This is a genomic window from Sulfuricystis multivorans, from assembly GCF_003966565.1.
GTDB classification, from domain to species: Bacteria; Pseudomonadota; Gammaproteobacteria; order Burkholderiales; family Rhodocyclaceae; genus Sulfuricystis; species Sulfuricystis multivorans.
In genome coordinates this window covers 1,264,729-1,283,369 of the sequence record NZ_AP018718.1, presented here as the reverse complement: position 1 = coordinate 1,283,369, position 18,641 = coordinate 1,264,729, and the positions used below count along the sequence as shown (strand labels likewise).

The 18,641-nt window shown below is 63.1% G+C and carries 20 protein-coding genes and 2 tRNA genes; 8 read left to right on the top strand and 14 right to left on the bottom strand.

Annotated elements, in window-relative coordinates:
* The first annotated feature begins 51 nt into the window (after positions 1-51).
* The 3 genes from EL335_RS06450 to EL335_RS06440 all read left to right on the top strand — a co-directional run bounded on the left by EL335_RS06450 (position 52) and on the right by EL335_RS06440 (position 2,587).
* Positions 52-522, top strand: coding sequence for a YbhB/YbcL family Raf kinase inhibitor-like protein (locus EL335_RS06450; RefSeq protein WP_126445216.1), 471 nt, complete (start codon positions 52-54; stop codon positions 520-522).
* A 31-nt stretch (positions 523-553) separates the two neighbouring features.
* On the top strand, positions 554-1,441 hold the full coding sequence (locus EL335_RS06445; RefSeq protein WP_126445214.1) for an NAD(P)-dependent oxidoreductase: 888 nt from the start codon (positions 554-556) through the stop codon (positions 1,439-1,441).
* Positions 1,442-1,714: 273 nt separating this feature from the next.
* Positions 1,715-2,587, top strand: a complete 873-nt coding sequence (locus tag EL335_RS06440; protein ID WP_126445212.1) for a tetratricopeptide repeat protein — start codon at positions 1,715-1,717, stop codon at positions 2,585-2,587.
* Positions 2,588-2,628: 41 nt separating this feature from the next.
* Here EL335_RS06440 and EL335_RS06435 read toward each other — a convergent pair.
* The 6 genes from EL335_RS06435 to EL335_RS06410 form a co-directional block, all read right to left on the bottom strand.
* Positions 2,629-2,704 (bottom strand) — tRNA-Val (locus tag EL335_RS06435).
* A 21-nt stretch (positions 2,705-2,725) separates the two neighbouring features.
* Positions 2,726-5,152, bottom strand: coding sequence for an endopeptidase La (lon, locus tag EL335_RS06430; RefSeq protein WP_126445210.1), 2,427 nt, complete (start codon positions 5,150-5,152; stop codon positions 2,726-2,728).
* A 119-nt stretch (positions 5,153-5,271) separates the two neighbouring features.
* Complete coding sequence (gene clpX, locus EL335_RS06425; RefSeq protein WP_126445208.1) at positions 5,272-6,546, bottom strand: ATP-dependent Clp protease ATP-binding subunit ClpX; 1,275 nt, start codon at positions 6,544-6,546, stop codon at positions 5,272-5,274.
* Between the two features lie 27 nt (positions 6,547-6,573).
* The gene (gene clpP, locus EL335_RS06420) at positions 6,574-7,206 is read right to left on the bottom strand and encodes an ATP-dependent Clp endopeptidase proteolytic subunit ClpP (protein WP_126445206.1); all 633 of its coding nucleotides are present in this window, start codon (positions 7,204-7,206) and stop codon (positions 6,574-6,576) included.
* Positions 7,207-7,425: 219 nt separating this feature from the next.
* Complete coding sequence (gene tig / locus EL335_RS06415) at positions 7,426-8,754, bottom strand: trigger factor (protein ID WP_126445204.1); 1,329 nt, start codon at positions 8,752-8,754, stop codon at positions 7,426-7,428.
* Positions 8,755-8,798: 44 nt separating this feature from the next.
* Positions 8,799-8,883: transfer RNA gene (locus tag EL335_RS06410), tRNA-Leu, on the bottom strand.
* A 36-nt stretch (positions 8,884-8,919) separates the two neighbouring features.
* Here EL335_RS06410 and hpnC point away from each other — a divergent pair.
* Genes hpnC through hpnE form a run of 3 tightly spaced genes read left to right on the top strand, consistent with a single transcriptional unit; the run spans position 8,920 to position 11,779 of the window.
* Positions 8,920-9,738, top strand: coding sequence for a squalene synthase HpnC (hpnC, locus tag EL335_RS06405; protein ID WP_126445202.1), 819 nt, complete (start codon positions 8,920-8,922; stop codon positions 9,736-9,738).
* Positions 9,735-10,568, top strand: a complete 834-nt coding sequence (gene hpnD, locus EL335_RS06400) for a presqualene diphosphate synthase HpnD (RefSeq protein WP_126445200.1) — start codon at positions 9,735-9,737, stop codon at positions 10,566-10,568. The genes hpnC and hpnD overlap by 4 nt, the downstream gene beginning before the upstream one ends.
* A complete protein-coding gene (hpnE, locus tag EL335_RS06395) occupies positions 10,553-11,779 on the top strand; it encodes a hydroxysqualene dehydroxylase HpnE (RefSeq protein ID WP_126445198.1) in 1,227 nt (408 codons plus the stop codon). The genes hpnD and hpnE overlap by 16 nt, the downstream gene beginning before the upstream one ends.
* Here hpnE and EL335_RS06390 read toward each other — a convergent pair.
* The 3 genes from EL335_RS06390 to EL335_RS06380 are packed head-to-tail and all read right to left on the bottom strand — an operon-like array spanning position 11,769 to position 13,516.
* Positions 11,769-12,632: a hypothetical protein gene (locus EL335_RS06390; RefSeq protein ID WP_126445196.1), complete on the bottom strand. Its 864-nt coding sequence runs from the start codon at positions 12,630-12,632 to the stop codon at positions 11,769-11,771. The genes hpnE and EL335_RS06390 overlap by 11 nt on opposite strands.
* Positions 12,629-12,823, bottom strand: a complete 195-nt coding sequence (locus tag EL335_RS06385) for a hypothetical protein (protein ID WP_126445194.1) — start codon at positions 12,821-12,823, stop codon at positions 12,629-12,631. Before EL335_RS06385 ends, EL335_RS06390 begins: the two co-directional genes overlap by 4 nt.
* A gap of 24 nt (positions 12,824-12,847) precedes the next feature.
* The gene (locus EL335_RS06380) at positions 12,848-13,516 is read right to left on the bottom strand and encodes an ABC transporter ATP-binding protein (RefSeq protein ID WP_126445192.1); all 669 of its coding nucleotides are present in this window, start codon (positions 13,514-13,516) and stop codon (positions 12,848-12,850) included.
* Here EL335_RS06380 and EL335_RS06375 point away from each other — a divergent pair.
* On the top strand, positions 13,515-14,123 hold the full coding sequence (locus tag EL335_RS06375) for an arylesterase (protein WP_126445190.1): 609 nt from the start codon (positions 13,515-13,517) through the stop codon (positions 14,121-14,123). The two genes, EL335_RS06380 and EL335_RS06375, sit on opposite strands and share 2 nt — an antisense overlap.
* Here the strand turns inward: EL335_RS06375 and selD are convergent.
* Positions 14,110-15,153 carry a selenide, water dikinase SelD gene (gene selD, locus EL335_RS06370; RefSeq protein WP_126445187.1) on the bottom strand — a complete coding sequence of 348 codons (1,044 nt, stop codon included), beginning with the start codon at positions 15,151-15,153 and terminating at the stop codon, positions 14,110-14,112. The two genes, EL335_RS06375 and selD, sit on opposite strands and share 14 nt — an antisense overlap.
* A gap of 91 nt (positions 15,154-15,244) precedes the next feature.
* Between selD and mnmH the strand changes: the two genes are divergently transcribed.
* A complete protein-coding gene (mnmH, locus tag EL335_RS06365) occupies positions 15,245-16,324 on the top strand; it encodes a tRNA 2-selenouridine(34) synthase MnmH (protein WP_126445185.1) in 1,080 nt (359 codons plus the stop codon).
* Positions 16,325-16,612: 288 nt separating this feature from the next.
* On the opposite strand, the gene EL335_RS06360 is transcribed toward mnmH, so the two are convergent.
* From EL335_RS06360 to EL335_RS06345, 4 genes are read right to left on the bottom strand one after another with little or no spacing between them, the layout of a single operon-like run.
* Entirely contained in the window at positions 16,613-17,029 is a 417-nt protein-coding gene (locus tag EL335_RS06360; protein WP_126445183.1) for a type II toxin-antitoxin system VapC family toxin, read from the bottom strand.
* Positions 17,029-17,298: a type II toxin-antitoxin system Phd/YefM family antitoxin gene (locus tag EL335_RS06355; RefSeq protein WP_284155477.1), complete on the bottom strand. Its 270-nt coding sequence runs from the start codon at positions 17,296-17,298 to the stop codon at positions 17,029-17,031. The genes EL335_RS06360 and EL335_RS06355 overlap by 1 nt, the downstream gene beginning before the upstream one ends.
* Positions 17,299-17,356: 58 nt before the next feature.
* Positions 17,357-17,866 (bottom strand): class I SAM-dependent methyltransferase, encoded by a 510-nt coding sequence (locus EL335_RS06350; protein WP_284155476.1) that lies wholly within the window; start codon positions 17,864-17,866, stop codon positions 17,357-17,359.
* A 31-nt stretch (positions 17,867-17,897) separates the two neighbouring features.
* Positions 17,898-18,632, bottom strand: a complete 735-nt coding sequence (locus EL335_RS06345; RefSeq protein ID WP_126445179.1) for a pseudouridine synthase — start codon at positions 18,630-18,632, stop codon at positions 17,898-17,900.
* Positions 18,633-18,641: the final 9 nt, after the last annotated feature.

Genomic DNA, 18,641 nt, shown 5'->3' with positions numbered 1-18,641 from the left:
GGAATGTGATTATACTGACCGCTATTTCCTTGCCTCAGGGAGGAATCCATCATGAGCCTGATCCTGACCTCGGTTGCCTTTGCGCATCTGGCCGCGATCCCCGCGCACTATACCTGTCAAGGGGCCGACGTTTCACCGCCCCTGTCATGGTCGGGGGTGCCGGCGGGCACGAAGAGCCTGGCGCTGATCGTCGATGACCCCGATGCCCCCGATCCGGCCGCGCCGAAAATGACCTGGGTGCATTGGGTGCTCTACAACATCCCGCCGACGGTCACTGGGCTACCCGAAGCAGTGAAGACCTTACCCCCCGGCACGTTCGAAGGTCTCAACGACTGGCAGCGTACCGGCTATGGTGGCCCTTGTCCGCCGATCGGCCGCCATCGCTATTTCCACAAGCTCTATGCGCTCGACGTCGTGCTGCCTGATCTCAAACATCCCACCAAGGCGCAACTGGAAAAGGCGATGGCCGGTCATATCCTCGCCGAAGCGCAGCTGGTCGGCACCTATCAGAAGCATCCCTGATTTCTCCCGAACGCCACCAAGGAACTCCCTCATGAACATTGGCTTCATTGGCCTGGGGCTGATGGGACGTCCCATGGCCCTGCATCTGGCCCAAGCCGGCCACACGCTGCACTTGTGGGCGCGCCGGCCCGCCTCGCTCGAACCTTTCAAGGAGGTCGACGCCAAAATTCATGTCTCGGCGGCCGAAGTTGCGCGTCATGCCGAGATCGTCTTCACGATGGTCGCCGACGCACCCGACGTGCGAGAGGTCACATTGGGTGAGAACGGCATCGCCAGCGGTGGACGGCCCGGCCTGATCGTCGTCGACATGAGCACGATCAACCCCAATGCCGCGCGCGAGATCGGCGCGGCGCTCGCCGCAAAAGGCATCGAGTTCCTCGATGCGCCGGTTTCTGGTGGCGAGATCGGGGCGATCAATGCGAGCCTGACGATCATGGTGGGCGGCAAATCCGAGGTCTTCGAGAAGGTCAAACCGCTGTTCGCGAAGCTCGGCAAGTCGGTGACACTGATCGGGGAGATCGGCGCTGGACAGGTCGCCAAGGCCTGCAATCAGATTCTCACCGGGGTCGGGGTCATGGCGGTGGCCGAAGCCTTCAATTTCGCGGCGAAAAACGGCGTCGATGTCGCCAAGGTGCGCGAGGCACTGCTGGGAGGCTTCGCTTACTCGCGCATCCTCGAAAACCACGGCCAGCGCATGATCGAGCGCAATTTCAAGCCGGGTTTCAAAGCCTGGATGCACCAGAAGGATCTGCGCATCGTCATGGAAGAAGCGCACCGGCTCGGCCTGATGCTGCCTGCGGCGGCAGCTACGGCGCAGATGTTCAATGCGGTCGTCGGCAGCGGCATGGGCGAGGAAGATTCGATCGCGGCACTGAAACTGCTCGAAAAGCTGAGCACGCCGGAAAGTGATGGCATTTAAACCCAGATTGTCCATTAGACCGGGCTGATGCGCCATGAGCATTTGATACGGTCATTTCGTCGCCCTACACGGCGGCTTTCGGGCTGCGGGCGGCATCTTCGCGCCCCCGTTCCTCGCCAATAGACATGGTTATTGGCTCGTCGCGGGGACGCAAACCTGCTCGCCCTCGCCTTCGAAACCCGCTCGCGTTCCAATGGACAATCTGGGTTTAAAATCAGCCGCGTGCCCACATTTGCGAGGCAGCATCTGTCCTTCCGCACACGAGGTTGATCCATGTCCCAATACGCGATCGATGTCAGCGTCGTCGATTTCGACGAAAAGGTACTCGCCGCCTCGCGCCGAGTGCCCGTGATCGTCGATTTCTGGGCACCGTGGTGCCAGCCCTGCCGCATTCTCAAGCCGATCCTCGAAAAACTCGCGGCGGAATATTCCGGCAAGTTCATCCTCGCCAAGGTGAATTCCGACGAAAACCAGGAATTGGCGATGCGCTATGGGGTGCGCGGCATCCCTGCCGTGAAGGCTTTCGTCGGTGGCGAGCTGGTCGATGAATTCACCGGCGCGCTGCCCGAAGCCCAAATTCGCGAGTTCCTCGACCGGTTGATCCCCTCACCCGCCGAGCCGCTGCGCCGTGCGGCGCTCGATCTCGCCGCCGCCGGCAACCTCGATGCTGCCCGTCAGAAGATGGCCGAGGCGATCGATCTCGATCCTAGGAATGACACCGCCTACCTCGATTTCGTCCAGCTCAGCCTCGATCTCGGCACCCCGGAAGCCTTGTCCGAGGCAACGGAATTGCTGTCGGCCGTCGCCGATCGGGTACGCGACCAGGATCGCGCCGCCGCGCTCATGGCGCGCATCGACATGGCCAAGACGGCCAACGGTGCCGATGTCGGCGCATTGCAGGCACGTCTGGAGCGCGATGCCAATGATCACGAAGCGCGACTGCAACTGGCCAATGCCTTGGCCCTGCGGCAGGACTACCAAGCCGCGCTGGAACAGCTGCTCGAAATCGTGCGCCGCGATCGCAAATGGAACGACGAGGCCGGCCGCAAAGGCATGCTCAAACTGTTCACGCTACTGTCGGCGCAGCCGCAATATGACGACTTGGTGCGCGCGTTCCGTATCGCGCTGGCGCGCACCCTGAACTGAGTGCAGAAAACAGATAGCCCGGCGAAGCCGGGCTATTTCATTGGTGGGTGCTGACGGGTTCGAACCGCCGACATTCGCCTTGTAAGGGCGACGCTCTACCAACTGAGCTAAGCACCCGGAAGAGCGTCGCGCATTCTATCAATGCTTGATGAGTGTTGCGGCATCGGCTTTCACCTCGGCAGGCGGCAGCGCGGGGGGCGTCTCGACGGCGGGTTCCGGCAAGGACTGAGGCATACGCTCGAGCGCCAGCTCGAACACCTTGTCGATCCAGCGCACCGGCACGATCTCGATACGGTTCTTGATCGAATCGGGAATCTCGGCGAGATCCTTGACGTTCTCCTCGGGGATCAGCACCGTGCGGATGCCACCCCGCACCGCGGCAAGGAGCTTCTCCTTGAGGCCGCCGATCGGCAGCACTTCGCCGCGCAGCGTGATCTCGCCGGTCATCGCCACATCGGCACGCACCGGGATGCCAGTCAGCACCGAAACCATCGCGGTGCACATCGCGATACCCGCAGAGGGCCCATCCTTTGGCGTCGCGCCTTCTGGCAAGTGAATATGGATGTCGTTCTTCTGATAGAAGTCCTCGGGGATGCCCAGCGAGCGAGCGCGCTTGCGCACCACGGTGAGCGCCGCCTGGACCGACTCTTGCATCACTTCGCCGAGCTTGCCGGTCGTCACCGTCTTGCCCTTGCCTGGCACGGCGACGGCTTCGACGGTGAGTAGCTCGCCACCCACCTCCGTCCAAGCCAGCCCCGTGACCTGCCCGACCTGGTTTTCCTTTTCCGCCACGCCGAAGGTGTAACGGCGCACGCCGAGATATTTCTCGAGATTTTTGCTGTTGACGACGACCTTGTGTTTTCTGGGTTTGAGCACTAGCGATTTGACGACCTTGCGGCAGATCTTCGAGATTTCGCGCTCGAGCGCGCGCACCCCGGCCTCGCGCGTGTAGTAGCGCACGATGTCGCGAATCGCCTCTTCGGTGACGCTCAGCTCCTCGCGTTTGAGGCCATTGGTCTTCATCTGCTTGGGCAGCAGATAGCGCAGCGCGATGTTGATCTTCTCGTCCTCGGTATAACCGGACAGGCGGATCACCTCCATGCGGTCGAGCAACGGCGCCGGGATGTTCAGCGTATTCGCGGTGGCGACGAACATCACGTCCGAAAGATCGAAATCGACCTCGATGTAGTGATCCTGGAAGGTGTGGTTCTGCTCGGGGTCGAGCACCTCCAAGAGCGCCGATGACGGGTCGCCGCGGAAATCCATGCCCAGCTTGTCGACTTCGTCGAGCAGGAACAGCGGATTCTTGACGCCGACCTTGGCCATGTTCTGCAGGATCTTGCCAGGCATCGAGCCGATGTAGGTGCGCCGGTGGCCGCGAATCTCGGCCTCGTCGCGCACGCCACCCAAGGCCATTCTCACGAACTTGCGATTGGTCGCCTTGGCGATCGACTGGCCGAGCGAGGTCTTGCCCACGCCAGGAGGTCCGACGAGGCAGAGGATCGGCGCCTTGAGCTTGTCAACACGCTGTTGCACGGCGAGATATTCGACGATGCGTTCCTTGACCTTTTCGAGCCCGTAGTGGTCCTTGTCGAGGATCTTCTGGGCCGCAGCGAGGTCTTTCGAAACGCGCGATTTCTTCTTCCACGGCAGGCTGATCAGCGCATCGAGATAGTTGCGCACCACGGTGGCCTCGGCGGACATCGGCGACATCAGCTTGAGCTTCTTGAGCTCGGACATCGCCTTGTTGAGCGCTTCCTTGCTCATGCCAGCAGCCTTGATCTTCTTCTCCAACTCTTCGAGATCGGCGCCCTCTTCACCTTCACCGAGCTCCTTCTGGATCGCCTTGACCTGCTCGTTCAGGTAGTACTCGCGCTGGCTCTTTTCCATCTGGCGCTTGACGCGGCCGCGGATGCGCTTTTCGACCTGGAGGATGTCGAGTTCGGTTTCGAGTTGATTGAGCAGCTTGTCGAGCCGTTCGTCGATGTTGAACAGCTCGAGGATGCCCTGCTTGAGCTCGAGCTTCATCGGCAGATGGGCGGCGATGGTGTCGGCCAGCCGTCCGGCTTCCTCGATGCCTGAAAGAGAGGTGAGGATTTCAGGCGGGATCTTTTTGTTCAGCTTCACATACTGGTCGAACTGTGCCAGGATCGTGCGCCGCATTGCCTCGATTTCATGATTGCTGCGCTCCGGGATCGAGACCGGCTCGACTTCGGCGATGAACAGACCGTTTTTGTCCTCGACGCGGCGGATGCGCGCACGTTGCGTGCCCTCGACCAGCACCTTGACGGTGCCGTCGGGCAACTTGAGCATTTGCAGGATGTTCGAGATGCAGCCGACGTCATAGAGGTCGGCCGGATCCGGTTCGTCCTTGGCAGCCGATTTCTGCGCCACGAGCAGGATGCTCTTGCCGGTTTCCATCGCCACCTCGAGCGCCTTGATCGATTTCGGGCGACCGACGAAAAGCGGGATGACCATATGGGGAAACACCACCACGTCGCGCAACGGCAGAAGTGGCAGGATGTTGGCCGTGCTTTGCTGGGTAAGTTCGAGATCGTCTGACATGGACGCATCCTCTCATTGTGTAGTTGCCGTTCCCCGCACATGGGGCCACGGGCAAGAGATTCAAGCCGACGTCCGGGTCGAGGCGGACGACGGCAGGATAGCGCAAATGGCGCCGGCTTTCAGTTGGCCCCGGAAACCTTCGGCTGATCGGCGTAGATCAATAGCGGCTTGGCGCCTGCTTCGATCGTGTTCTCGTCGATCACGACCTTTTCGACACCGCTCATGCCCGGCAGTTCGAACATCGTGTCGAGCAACACGTTTTCCATGATCGAACGCAAGCCCCGCGCACCGGTCTTGCGCTTGATCGCCTTTCGGGCGATCGCCTGCAAGGCGCTGGGACGCACTTCGAGTTCGACGCCCTCCATCGCGAAGAGCTTCTGGTACTGTTTGATCAGTGCGTTCTTCGGTTCGATCAGAATGCGCACCAGCGCTTCTTCATCCAATTCGCTGAGATTGGCGACTACCGGCAGCCGACCGATCAGCTCGGGAATCAAGCCATAGCGCACCAGATCGTCCGGCTCGACCTGGGAGAGGATCTCGCTGACACTGGCGCTCGTCTTGCTCTTGACCGGCGCGGCGAAACCGATGCCGGATTTTTCGGAACGTTCCTGGATGATCTTGTCCAGACCGTCGAAGGCACCACCGCAGATGAACAGAATGTTCGAGGTATCGACTTGGATGAAGTCCTGGTTCGGATGCTTGCGGCCACCCTGCGGCGGCACCGCGGCGACCGTGCCCTCGATCAGCTTCAGGAGAGCCTGCTGCACGCCTTCCCCGGAAACGTCGCGCGTGATCGAACGGTTCTCGCTGCGGCGCGAGATCTTGTCGATCTCGTCGAGATAGACGATGCCCTGTTGCGCCTTGGCCGGATCGTGATCGCAGGTCTGCAGCAGCTTGGCGATGATGTTCTCGACATCCTCGCCGACATAGCCGGCTTCGGTCAGCGTGGTTGCATCGGCGATCACGAAGGGGACGTTCAAGAGCCGCGCCAGGGTTTGAGCCAGCAGCGTCTTGCCCGAGCCCGTCGGTCCGATCAGCAGGATGTTGCTCTTGGCGAGCTCGACGTCCTCCTTGCCGCGCCGCGGCTTGCCCTCGCTGCGCAGCCGCTTGTAGTGGTTATAAACGGCGACGGCGAGGACTTTCTTCGCCCGATCCTGGCCAATCACGTACTGGTCGAGCACCGCGCGGATCTCGGCTGGCGTCGGCAGATCGCTGGCCGGCTTCGCGCTCTCGCCGACTTCGCCATCATCACGAATGATGTCGTTACACAGGTCGATGCATTCATCGCAGATGAACACCGACGGACCGGCGATCAGCTTCTTGACCTCGTGCTGGCTCTTGCCGCAGAAGGAGCAGTAGAGCAGTTTTTCCGGTGCCTCTTTTTTTCCTGCCATCGTCAGTTCTCCGATGCTGTCTTGGTCTTATGCCGCGTCGCTGCGGTGAGTGAGCAACTTGTCGACCAGGCCGTATTCGACTGCGGCCTCGGCCGAGAGGAAGGTATCGCGGTCGGTATCGCGTTCGATGCGTTCCAGCGGCTGGCCGGTGTGCTTGGCGAGCATCTCGTTCAAGCGCTGTTTGATGTGGAGGATTTCCTTGGCATGGATCTCGATGTCCGAGGCCTGCCCCTGGAAGCCGCCCATCGGCTGGTGGATCATCACGCGCGAATTGGGCAGGCAGTAACGCTTGCCCGGCGCGCCGGCGGCGAGCAGGAAGGCGCCCATCGACGCCGCCTGGCCGATGCACAGCGTCGACACGTCGGGCTTGATGAACTGCATCGTGTCGTAGATCGCCAACCCCGACGACACCGAGCCGCCCGGCGAGTTGATGTAGAGAAAGATGTCCTTGTCCGGATTTTCCGATTCGAGGAACAACAGCTGCGCGACGACCAGATTGGCCGTCACGTCATTGACCGGCCCGACGAGAAAAATCACCCGCTCCTTGAGCAGGCGCGAATAGATGTCGTAGGCGCGCTCGCCGCGTCCGCTGGTCTCGATGACCATCGGGATCAGGCCGAGCGCCTGGATGTCGTCTTGGCGTTGTGCTTGGGTGTCCATGCGCGAAATCATCCCAGATTGTCCATTGGAACGCGAGCGGGTATCAAAAGCGAGGGCGAGCAGGTTTGCGCCCCCGCGACGAGCCAATAACAGTGTCTATTGGCGAGGAGCGGGGGCGCAAAGATGCCGCCCGCAGCTCGAAAACCGCCGCGTAGGGCGTTGAAATGATCGTATCGGATGCTCATGGCGAATCAGCCCGGTCTAATGGACAATCTGGGATCATGCCTGAGTGCCCATCAGTTCGTCAAAGGCCACCGGTTTTTCGGTCACCTGGGCGTGGGCGAGCACCCAGTCGACGACCTTGTTCTCCATCGCCAGCACTTCGGCATGGGCGAGCATCTCGGGCTTGCTGTAATACCAGCGCACGACTTCCTGCGGCTCCTCGAAGGTGGCGGCGTATTCATCGACGACGGCGCGCACCTCTTCCGGCTTGACGTGCAGATCCTGACTCTTGACCAGCTCGGCGATGATCAGGCCGAGCTTGACGCGGCGCGCGGCCTGATCAAGAAACCAGCTCGCCTCGACGGGCATGTCCTTCATCTGCGGGTTGCGCTGTTTGAGGTCTTCTAGTGCGCGCTGGGCCATCTGCTGGGCCTCGGCCTGCACCAGGGACTGCGGGACGTCGATCGGGTTGGTTTCGAGCAGCAGGTTCATCGCCTGTTCCTTGACGCGGTTCTTCAAGCGGTTGGCGACCTCGCGTTCGAGATTGGCTTTCACCTCCTCGCGCATCTTGGCGACGTCGCCCTCCTTGATGCCGAGTGCGCGGGCGAAATCGGCATCGACCTCGGGCAGCCGCGGCTCTTCGACCTTCTTGACCACGACGGTGAATTGCACCTGCTGACCCGCGAGATCCTTGGCGTGATAGTCCTCCGGGAAGTTTACGTCGAAGGTCTTCTCCTCACCCGACTTGACACCTTCCAGCGCCGCCTCGAAGTCCGGCAGCATCATGCCGCCGCCGACGAACACCGGGTAGTCGGTGGCCTTCCCGCCCGGAAACTCCTCGCCATTCTTGCGCCCGGTGAAATCGACGATCAGCCGGTCGCCCTTGACCGAGGCGCGGTCAACCTCGGCATAGGTAGTGCGCTGCTTGCGAAGCACCTCGATGGTCTGGTCGACCTCGACGTCGGTGATGGTCAGCACCGGCTTTTCGATCGTCTTGCCGGTGACGTCACCGATCTGGAATTCAGGATAGACCTCGAAAATCGCGGTGAATTCGAGCTTGCCTTCCTCGCTGCCTGCTTTGGGCTCGACGCGCGGCTGGCCAGCGATGCGCAAGTTCTGCGCACGCACCAGCTCGTTGAACGCCTTGTCGATGGCCGCGCCGAGTGCTTCGGAGCGCGCTTCGCCAGCATACATCTTCTCGACCAGCTTCATCGGCACCTTGCCCGGCCGGAAGCCGGCCATCTTGGCGGTCTTGGCGATGCGCTTCAATTGCTGTTCGACTTCGCGTTCGATCTCTGCGAGTGTCACGGCCATGTCGAGGCGGCGTTCCAGCGGATTGACGGGCGGCGCAGCGGTTTGGACAGGGGTGTCCTGGGTCGTTTCCATGAAGAATCCTTGACTTGATCAGAAAAAGGTTGGGGCGGATGGTGTGGTGCGAAGGAAGGGACTCGAACCCTTATGCCTTGCGGCGCTGGAACCTAAATCCAGTGCGTCTACCAATTCCGCCACCCTCGCGTGACCCGGGATTCTATCCCACTATACTGGCACCCCATGTCGGTCGATCACTACGAGAATTTTCCCGTTGCTTCGCTGTTGCTCCCAGCCCGGTTGCGGCCGGCGGTGACGGCGATCTATGCCTTCGCCCGCTCGGCCGACGATTTCGCCGACGAAGGCAGTCTCCCGGCCGCCAGGCGGCTCGACCTCCTCGACGGCTATCGCGCCGAACTCGATCGCATCGGCCGCGGCTTGTCTCCCACCCAACCGCTCTTCCAGCGGCTGGCCGTCCAGATCGCCGCCCACGGACTGCCCCTGGCGCCGTTTTACGACCTGCTCGATGCCTTTTCCCAGGATATCGTCAAAGATCGCTACGCCAGTTACGACGAATTGCTCGATTACTGTCGCCGCTCGGCGAATCCGATCGGCCGGCTGCTGCTCCACCTGTTCGACGCGGCCACGGCCGAGAATCTGCAAGATTCGGACAAGATCTGTTCCGCGCTCCAGCTCGTCAACCATTGGCAGGATGTCGGCATCGACCTCGACAAAGGGCCGCGCGGCCGCATCTACTTGCCGCAAGATGAAATGGCGCGTTTCGGCGTCAGCGAGGAGATGCTGCGGTGCCGGATCATGAGCGCCGAGTTTCGCGCCCTGATGCGCTTCCAGGTCGAGCGCAGCCGTGCGCTGATGATGAGCGGCGCCGCGCTGGGCCGCAACCTTTCCGGCCGCATTGGCATGGAAATCCGCGCCATCATCAATGGCGGACTGAGGATCCTCGACAAGATCGAGGCGTGCGGCTACGACATTTTCAGACACCGGCCGGTATTGCGCACCACCGACTGGCCGTGCCTTTTCCTCGAGGCGGCTTTCGCATGAGTCCCGACGACTATTGCGCCGCCAAGGTCAAAGCCAGCGCGTCGAGCTTCGCTGTGGCTTTTCGCTTCCTCGATGCGCCCCGCCGCCAGGCATTGAACGCCCTGTACGCCTTCTGCCGCGAAGTCGATGACGTGGTGGATGAATGCCACGAGCCGGCCGTCGCCCGCGCCAAGCTCGACTGGTGGCATTCGGAAATCGAAAGCCTCGATCGCGGCCAGCCGAGCCATCCGGTCAGCCGGGCGTTGGCGTCCGCCCGAGAGCATTTTGCCTTGCCGCTCGAACAACTCGCCGAAATCATCGACGGCATGCGCATGGATCTCGATCAGGAGCGCTACCCGAACTTCGCCCAGTTGCAGCTTTACTGCCATCGCGTCGCCGGCGTCGTAGGGCTCCTCTCGGCCGAGATCTTCGGCTATCGAGACCGGCAGACGCTCAAATACGCGCATGCGCTCGGGATCGCCTTCCAGCTCACCAACATCATCCGCGATGTCGGCGAGGATGCGCGGCGCGGGCGCATCTACCTGCCGCAGGACGAGCTCGCCGCTTTCGGCGTTGCCGAAGCCGACATCCTCGCCGCCCGTCATACGCCGAAATTCAAGGCGCTGATGGCCTTCCAGGCGCGGCGGGCGCGCGAACACTATGCCCGCGCCTTTGCGCTGCTGCCCGCCCTCGACCGCAAGCCGCAGCGCCCCGGGCTCGTGATGGCGGTGATCTACCAGACGCTGCTCGACGAGATCGAAAAAGACGGCTTCCTCGTCCTCGACCGCCGCACTTTCCTGCCGCCGGCGCGCAAGGCTTGGCTGGCGCTGAAGACATGGCTCGCCGCGTAGCCATCGTCGGCGCCGGCTGGGCCGGCCTGGCGTGTGCCGTCGAGCTCGCCGATGCCGGCATCGCGGTCGATGTCTTCGAAGCCTCGCGCACGCTGGGCGGGCGTGCGCGCGCGGTGGAACTCGACGGGCTGAGCGTCGACAACGGTCAGCACATCCTCGTCGGCGCCTATCGCGAGACGTTGCGATTGATCGCCAAAGTCGGCGCTGGCAGGACGGCACTCGCCCGATTTCCGCTCCATCTGGAATTCCCCCGCGAATTCCGCCTTGCCGCACCCGCCCTGCCCCTGCCCGCCACGCTTTCTCTCGGCTGGGCGCTTTTGACTGCGCAAGGGCTCGATTTCCATGACAAGCTCGCCGCGCTGCGTTTCCTGCGGGCGCTCGGCAAGATTCGCTTCCGCCTGCCAAGCGACATCCCGGCAAGCCGGCTGATCGCCAACCAGCCGCCCCGGCTACGCCGTTTCCTTTGGGGCCCGTTGTGTCTGGCGGCCCTCAACACTCCGATACGCGAAGCCTCGGCGCAGGTCTTTCTCAACGTGTTGCGTGACACGCTGGCTGCAAACCGCAGCGCAGCCGACCTCTTGCTGCCGGCAACCGATCTCTCCAGCCTGTTTCCGGAACCGGCGGCTCGATTCATCGAGGTCCGCGGCGGCAAGGTGCATCGCGCCACACGCATCGACAGCCTGGAGTCGCTGGCCGAATACGACCATCGCGTGCTCGCGGTCGCGCCCTGGCACCTGACCCAGCTGGCGCCGGAGCTAGCGCTACATGGAATCGCGACCCAGCCGATCGCGACGATCTATCTCCACTATCCGGAAACGGTGCGTCTTGCCTTCCCGATGCTCGGTCTTGGCAATGGCCACGGCCAATGGGTATTCGACCGCGGCCTATTGGGCGGACCAGCGGGGCTTCTGGCGGTCGTCATCAGTGGTGCCGGCCCCTGGCAGGCGCTCGACCACGTCCAGCTCGGCTGGGCGATCCATCGCCAGCTCGTGCCATTGCTGCCGGGCATCGTGATGCCGAAGAAGATTCGCGTGATCGAGGAAAAGCGCGCCACCTTCGCCTGCACGCCGAACCTCGTGCGCCCTTCGGCCGCCACCAATTCCCCGAACCTCTGGCTCGCCGGCGATTACGTTGCCGGCGATTACCCCGCGACGCTCGAAGGCGCGGTCAGGAGTGGAATCGCCGTCGCAGGCAGTATTCTCAGCTCGTAGCGATCAGCTGCGCCTGCACCCGGGCGGTGTTGACCAAGGCGCGGTCGCAGATCGCTGGATAGAGCCGCCAGAAGCGTGCAATCTCGGTCGGCTGACGTGCCGCCAGCACTTCTAGCCGGGCGCGTGTCGCGGGCGTAAGCGGCAGCATCAAGAGGCGCGGAGCGAGCACCGCGAGATAGCGGTCATGCAATTCGCGGACCGGATCATCTCGGCAACTGCCCAGATCGACGAGAGTTTCGGGAAACTCGCCGGCGGCGAAGGTCTTGCGTTCGCCGTTCATGCCTTTGAAGAGGGTGCCGTTACCTTGTGCGTCGCGTGAAATCCAGCAAGGGCCCGGCAAGGCGCGCTCGGCCACCCAGCCGCTCAGCGGCGAGAAATCGTCGCTCGATGCCCGCGCCACCTCCGGCAGCAGCGGCGCCCAGCGGCGCGGGGCGCGCTCGGGCAACACATCATCGGCCTTGAGGCTGGCAATGAGCGCCAGCGGCTTGCGGACGATATCGACGAGCCAGCATTCGAGGGTGTCGATGAGCCCGAATGGCAGGCGCGGCAGGGCTGCGCCGATTTCATCGAGCAACGCAGCGGCGGATTTTTCCGCGGCATTCGGATCGACGTTGCGTGCCGGCGGAAAGCGCGCCAATCCCTCGGCTTTCGACCAGACGCCGAAACGCAGATAAGCCGTATCTCCTCCTGCGCGGTCGAGGAAGCCCCAGCCGGCAGGCAACCGCATCCGCAACTGGAGCTCCCAGTTGACGCCATCGACCGACACCGCGCGCCCCTGCGCGGTGTCGACGACTTGCGTCGTACCCAGAAAAGGATTGAGGCGCCGGAAAGCGTAGCAGCGCGTTTCGCTCATGCGGCGTAACCGAGCTTCTGACGCAACTGCTTCATCAGCGTTTCCGCGCTGTCCTGCAACACAGGATCGATGACGTCATAGAGATATTCCAGTTCATCGAGCAGCACCTCCATTTCTTCACGCTCCAGCGTCGCGGACATGCGTTCGGCGATCTGCCGCAAGTAACGATCGGGATCGACGGGTCGGCTCAAGGCTTTGCTCCTCCTCCAGGTTGATCAGGAAACCAGTCGTCCGCCAGCAAGCCGCAGACGCCGCGCGCAGCGTTGCGCGAGGGCTTCGTCGTGGGTGACGAGCACCAGGGTGGTGCCCTGCTCGGCATTCATCGCGAACATCAGCTCGATCACCTGGCGACCGGTCGCCGCATCGAGATTGCCGGTCGGCTCGTCGGCGAGCAACAGACGCGGATGCACGGCGAAGGCGCGCGCCAGCGCTACGCGCTGCTGTTCGCCGCCCGACAGCTGCTTCGGGTAATGGCCGAGCCGGTCGGCGAGCCCCACGCGCGCGAGCATCGCCTCAGCGCTCACGCGCGGCTGAGACAGCCCGAGCAGCTCGAGCGGCAGCATCACGTTTTCCAGTGCAGTGAGCGCCGGCAGCAACTGGAATGATTGAAAGACGAAACCCAACAGCCGCCCGCGTAAAGCCGCGCGCGCATCCTCGTCGAGTGCGGCCAAATCCTGCCCAGCGAGCACCACCCGGCCGCGTGTCGGCAGGTCGAGACCGGCGAGCAAGCCGAGCAGCGTCGACTTGCCCGACCCCGAAGGCCCGAGGATCGCCACCGACTCGCCGGCGGCGATCGTGAAACCAATACCGTCGAGAATGGTCAGGATAGACTCGCCGCTGACGACATCCTTGCCCAGATCGTCCACTGCCAATACCGTGTCCATGTTCAGGATTCTCGCATTCTTCGCCTGCCTGCTGATCGGGCAGGCCCACGCCGCCGAAAAAATCCTCGTCTTCGGCGACAGCCTTTCGGCGGGCTACGGCATGGCTCGCGAACAAAGCTGGCCGGCGCTGTTGCAGACCCGGCTTGCCCGCGAGGGCCATGCCTGGGAGGTCTTCAACGCCAGCATCAGCGGTGAGACCACGGCCGGCGGCAAAAGCCGCCTGCCGGCCGTGCTGCAGCGAGAACGTCCGCGCATCGTGATCCTCGCGCTGGGCGCCAACGACGGCCTGCGCGGACTCTCCTTGCGACAGATGCGCGAGAACCTCACCGTGATGGTCAGGCAGGCCAAAGCCGCAGGCGGCCGGGTGCTCCTCGTCGGCATGCAACTTCCACCCAACTACGGGCCGGACTACTCGCGCGAATTCAATGTGATCTTCTCCGAGATCGCCAAGGCGGAAAAGACGGCACTGCTCCCCTTCCTGCTCGAACCGATCGCGCTCGATGACACCGCCTTCCAGCCCGACCGGCTGCATCCGACCGCGGCTGCGCAGCCGAAGATCCTCGATCATGTCTGGGCGGCCCTGTTGCCGCTGCTCAAACGACCGTAATGCTGGGCGCACCGGCTGCAAAACTGCCGATCACCGCCGCCCGCTCGAAGCCGTCGGTGTGGAAAGCCGCCAAGACCTCATCCGCGCTTTCCGGCGCGCAGGCGACCAGCAGGCCGCCGCTCGTTTGCGGGTCGGTGATGATCTTCTGCTGCCATTCTTCGATAGTCGGCGCTGGCAGGACGGCACTGCCGTAGCTCGCCCAGTTGCGCCCGGAGGCGCCGGTGAATGTGCCCGCACGCACATGCCGTACCGCCTCCTCGATCAGCGGCAGCCGGGCAAATTCCACCCGTGCGGCAACGCCCGAGCCGCGGCAGATCTCGAGCAGATGGCCGGCCAGCCCGAAGCCCGTCACGTCGGTGACCGCATGCACGCCGGGCATCTTGGCGAGCCGCGTGCCGGTGAGATTGAGTTTCGTCGTCCAGCGCAGCATCTCGGCATAGCCCGCGGCCGACAGCTCACCTTTCTTGAGCGCCGCCGAGAGGATGCCGATGCCCAAGGGCTTGCCGAGGATCAGCACGTCGCCCGCCTTTGCGCCCGCATTCTTCTTCAGATGCGCCGGATGGACGATGCCGAGCGCCACGAGACCATAGACCGGCTCGACGATGTCGATCGAATGTCCGCCGGCGATTGGGATTCCGGCTGCGGCGCAAATGCTCTCGCCACCGGCGAGGATCTGGCGGATCACGTCTTCCGGCAGCTTGTCGAGCGGCATGCCGACGACCGCCAGCGCGAAGATCGGCCGGCCGCCCATCGCATAGACATCGGAGAGCGCGTTGGTCGCGGCGATGCGGCCGAAATCGAAGGGATCATCGACGATGGGCGTGAAGAAATCGGTGGTGGCCACCACCGCCTGAGTGTCGTTGAAGCGATACACCGCCGCGTCGTCGGCGGTCTCGACACCGACCAAAAGATCGGCAGGCACGCATTTCAGCGGCGATTCGGCCAACAGGCGAGAGAGCACGGCCGGGGCGATCTTGCAGCCGCAACCGCCACCGTGGGAAAAACGAGTGAGCTGGATTTTTTCAGTCATTGCGAATGAGTTTTCAGCGAAGACCAAGCCGCGCCGCGGGTCATCTCGGAACTAAAATGCAACCAGTTTGATTTTGTCCATCCATAGCACGATGTCCGCCAAGCTTCCCAAAGGGGTCGCCACGGTAGCACAACTTGGCGAATTCGACGCCATCCTCGACGCCCGTTCGCCGGCGGAGTTCGCCGAGGATCACGTCCCCGGCGCGATCAGTTGCCCTGTGCTCTCGGACGAGGAACGCGCGCAGGTCGGCACGCTCTATAAGCAAGTTTCCCCCTTCGAGGCAAAGAAACTCGGCGCCGTGCTGGTCGCCCGCAACATCGCCGCCCTGATCGAGGCGCACTTCCTCGACAAGCCGAAGCACTGGCGGCCGCTCGTCTATTGCTGGCGTGGCGGCCAGCGCTCCGGCGCCTTCACGCACATCCTGCGCGAGATCGGCTGGGATGCGCATCGGCTCGAAGGCGGCTACAAGGGCTGGCGCCGCCATGTTCTCGCCCGGCTCGCCGAGTTGCCCGCGCAATTTTCGTTTCGCGTCGTCTCCGGCCCCACCGGCAGCGGGAAGAGTCGCCTCCTCGAGGCGCTGGCCGAGTTGGGCGCCCAGGTGCTGCATCTGGAGCAGATCGCCGCGCACAAAGGCTCGGTGCTGGGCGTGCTGCCGGATGCAGCACAGCCCGCGCAGAAAATGTTCGAGACACGGCTTCTCACCGCCCTGGAAGGTTTCGATCCGGCGCGCCCGGTATTCGTCGAGGCCGAAAGCCGGCGCATCGGCAAGCTGCAGCTGCCGGATGCGCTGATCGAGGCGATGCGCGCCGCGCCTTGTCTGAAGATCGAAGCCTGCCGTGCCGCCAGAGCCGATTTTCTGCTGCGGGACTACGCCTATTTTCTCGAACGGCCCCAGTGGCTTGCCGAGCAGCTTCGCCACCTGCGTGGCCTACAGAGCAACGAAACCCTGGCGCGCTGGAACGCCCTGGTCACCGCCGGCGAATTCCGCATGCTGGTCGAAGAGCTCTTGGAGAAGCATTACGACCCGCTCTACCAGCGCTCGCAGGAAAAGAACTATCGTTATGCGGATGCACCGGTGTTCGCCACCGATGATCTTTCGCCCACCGGTATCAGGCAGCTGGCGAAATGCATTCTGGCAGACTGGCACTGTCAGCCGCGGCGCGAGGGGTAACGTGAAATACGATCAGCCCTGCCCTCGACGATCGCCGCTCGACAGGCAGTCAACGATCGCGGCCAAAGCCGCGCACACGCCGTAGGGGTAGGCCTTGTGCCTACCCGTCACCCCCCCATAGGGCGGGCACAAGACCCCCCATAGGGCGGGCACAAGACCCCCCATAGGGCGGGCACAAGACCCCCCATAGGGCGGGCACAAGACCCGCCCCTACAAGGGGTGGGCGGGCGTTTATTTTTGCGCATGGGTTATTTCATCCTCCGCGGGTGGGTGTAGCAATCATGCGCGTCAAGTCCAGGGATTCAACACCCTCACGCCCATACCCAGAAAATCTGTCTCATTGCGGGTCACCAGGGTGAAATCGTTCGCCAACGCAGTCGCGGCGATCAAGGCATCGAAAGCCGGACGCGGATCCGGCACGTGCACTCTCGCGGCAAGACGCGCCACGGCCAGATCGACGGGCAAGATACGCTCGGCGAATGCGGGCAGCACATGTTGGTCGAGCCAGACGCGCAAAATCGCCCCTTGCGCCGGATCACGGCGTTCGGCGCGCAAAACCCCGATTTCCAACTCCTCGATGCTCAGCACCGAAATGAAAAGACGATCCGTCTCGACACCATCGGCCCACGTGGCCAGTCCAGGGTTGGCCTTGCCCATGCGCACCTTGCGCAGCTCGGAAACGACATTGGTGTCGAGCAAAAACATCAGCAAAGATCCACAGCCCGTGGCTGATCGCTGCGCGCAGGCAAGACGAGATCGACGCCCTCGACACCGGGCAAGGCAAGCCAATCGGCGATCTTGCGCTGTGCTACGGACTGCCGGCGCGCTTTTTCGAGCTCGCGCATTTCATGTTCGGAAATCACGTAAGCCACGGTGCGGCCGCGCCGGGTGATCGCGACCGGCTCGCGCTGGGAACGATCGATCAGCTCGCCAAAACGGTTTTGTGCCTCGACGGAAGTCACGGTGATCATCATGAATACCCTGAAATATCCAATATCGCCATTATAGCTAAAATAGAAACTCTTGGACTCGTCATGGTGGCGGAACGCATTCTGGCAGCCTGACCGGCCGGCCGCGCCGCACACAAATGCGCTGGATCACCTGCGGGTCGCCGACCGCGCCCAGGACTTCGCCCTGCTCGAAGGCGATCACCGTGAAGCGCTTGCCGACCAGCTCGAGCAGCTCGCCCGGCCGCAACAGATGCGCCGGATTCTCCGGCTTGCCATAGAGCTGCTGGCCTTCCATGAAAGTCTCGTAGATCAGCACCCCGCCTTCGGCCAGGCAATTGAAAATCTGGGGGAAAAGCGGACGCCACAGATAACGACTCACCACGATGCCATCGAAGACCCGGCTGTAATACGGCCACGGCCCGTTTTCCAGATCGGCATGGCGTGTCGTCACGTTCGCGACGCCAGCCAATGCCGCCAGCGCCTCGGCATCGCGATCCACCGCCTCGACATGGAGGCCCATGCCGGCAAGAAAACGCGCGTGCCGCCCGTAACCGCAGGCCAGATCGAGCACCTCGCCGTCGGGCGGAATCAAGGACGCGAAGCGCGTTACCCACATAGAGGGTTCAGTCGGCAAAATTTTTTCGGCCATGGCTCGTCAGCCGCTCCAATGGTTCATCATCGAGAAAACACCACCCCCCTTCGGCGAGCCCGAGAGATTCGAGCGCCAGCCCGCCGATCGCGATCCGACGCAGCGCGACGCAATGGCTGCCGGCAGCGGCGAGCATGCGTTTGACCTGATGATACTTGCCTTGTTCGAGCACGATCTCGAGTTCGTGCTCGCCTGTCTGCCGGGCTTGCGCGGCCAGCGGCGCCGGCTCGTCGGCAAGTTGCACGCCGCTGCACAGGCGTTCGATCAACGCCTGCGTGATGGGCTCGGCGGTGGTGACGCGGTAGGTCTTCGATACATGGCGCTTCGGATGCGTCAGCGCATGGATGAAGGCACCATCGTCGGAGAGCAGCAAAAGACCGGTCGTGTCGTGGTCGAGGCGGCCGACTGGCTGCACGCCGCGCAGCGTGAAAGGCGCCGGCAGCAGGGAAAGCACGCCGGGATGATGACTCGGTCGTCGCGAGCATTCGACGCCCGCCGGTTTGTCGAGCGCCAGATAGACATGCTCGCGGTATGCCCAGCGCCGGCCGTCCACCTCGAATTCGAGCCCGTCGGTCTCGATTTCGATACGCCAGTCGGCGATGATTTCTCCATCGATTTTCACCGCGCCCGCCTCGATCAGGCCGCGGCAGGCCTTGCGCGAGCCGAAACCTTGCGATTGCAGCATCCGGTCGAGCGTCAGGCGTGACATCGGCAAACC

What these genes read in the sequence shown, in the direction of transcription:
- hpnD (WP_126445200.1), top strand. Translation starts at nt 9,735, where the DNA reads ATGAGTCCCGACGACTATTGCGCCGCCAAGGTCAAAGCCAGCGCGTCG.
- EL335_RS06355 (WP_284155477.1), bottom strand. Translation starts at nt 17,298, where the DNA reads ATGATGATCACCGTGACTTCCGTCGAGGCACAAAACCGTTTTGGCGAG.
- tig (WP_126445204.1), bottom strand. Translation starts at nt 8,754, where the DNA reads ATGGAAACGACCCAGGACACCCCTGTCCAAACCGCTGCGCCGCCCGTC.
- EL335_RS06440 (WP_126445212.1), top strand. Translation starts at nt 1,715, where the DNA reads ATGTCCCAATACGCGATCGATGTCAGCGTCGTCGATTTCGACGAAAAG.
- EL335_RS06450 (WP_126445216.1), top strand. Translation starts at nt 52, where the DNA reads ATGAGCCTGATCCTGACCTCGGTTGCCTTTGCGCATCTGGCCGCGATC.
- clpP (WP_126445206.1), bottom strand. Translation starts at nt 7,206, where the DNA reads ATGGACACCCAAGCACAACGCCAAGACGACATCCAGGCGCTCGGCCTG.
- EL335_RS06380 (WP_126445192.1), bottom strand. Translation starts at nt 13,516, where the DNA reads ATGGACACGGTATTGGCAGTGGACGATCTGGGCAAGGATGTCGTCAGC.
- hpnC (WP_126445202.1), top strand. Translation starts at nt 8,920, where the DNA reads ATGTCGGTCGATCACTACGAGAATTTTCCCGTTGCTTCGCTGTTGCTC.
- selD (WP_126445187.1), bottom strand. Translation starts at nt 15,153, where the DNA reads ATGACTGAAAAAATCCAGCTCACTCGTTTTTCCCACGGTGGCGGTTGC.
- hpnE (WP_126445198.1), top strand. Translation starts at nt 10,553, where the DNA reads ATGGCTCGCCGCGTAGCCATCGTCGGCGCCGGCTGGGCCGGCCTGGCG.
- lon (WP_126445210.1), bottom strand. Translation starts at nt 5,152, where the DNA reads ATGTCAGACGATCTCGAACTTACCCAGCAAAGCACGGCCAACATCCTG.
- EL335_RS06345 (WP_126445179.1), bottom strand. Translation starts at nt 18,632, where the DNA reads ATGTCACGCCTGACGCTCGACCGGATGCTGCAATCGCAAGGTTTCGGC.
- EL335_RS06390 (WP_126445196.1), bottom strand. Translation starts at nt 12,632, where the DNA reads ATGAGCGAAACGCGCTGCTACGCTTTCCGGCGCCTCAATCCTTTTCTG.
- EL335_RS06360 (WP_126445183.1), bottom strand. Translation starts at nt 17,029, where the DNA reads ATGTTTTTGCTCGACACCAATGTCGTTTCCGAGCTGCGCAAGGTGCGC.
- clpX (WP_126445208.1), bottom strand. Translation starts at nt 6,546, where the DNA reads ATGGCAGGAAAAAAAGAGGCACCGGAAAAACTGCTCTACTGCTCCTTC.
- EL335_RS06445 (WP_126445214.1), top strand. Translation starts at nt 554, where the DNA reads ATGAACATTGGCTTCATTGGCCTGGGGCTGATGGGACGTCCCATGGCC.
- EL335_RS06375 (WP_126445190.1), top strand. Translation starts at nt 13,515, where the DNA reads ATGTTCAGGATTCTCGCATTCTTCGCCTGCCTGCTGATCGGGCAGGCC.
- mnmH (WP_126445185.1), top strand. Translation starts at nt 15,245, where the DNA reads ATGTCCGCCAAGCTTCCCAAAGGGGTCGCCACGGTAGCACAACTTGGC.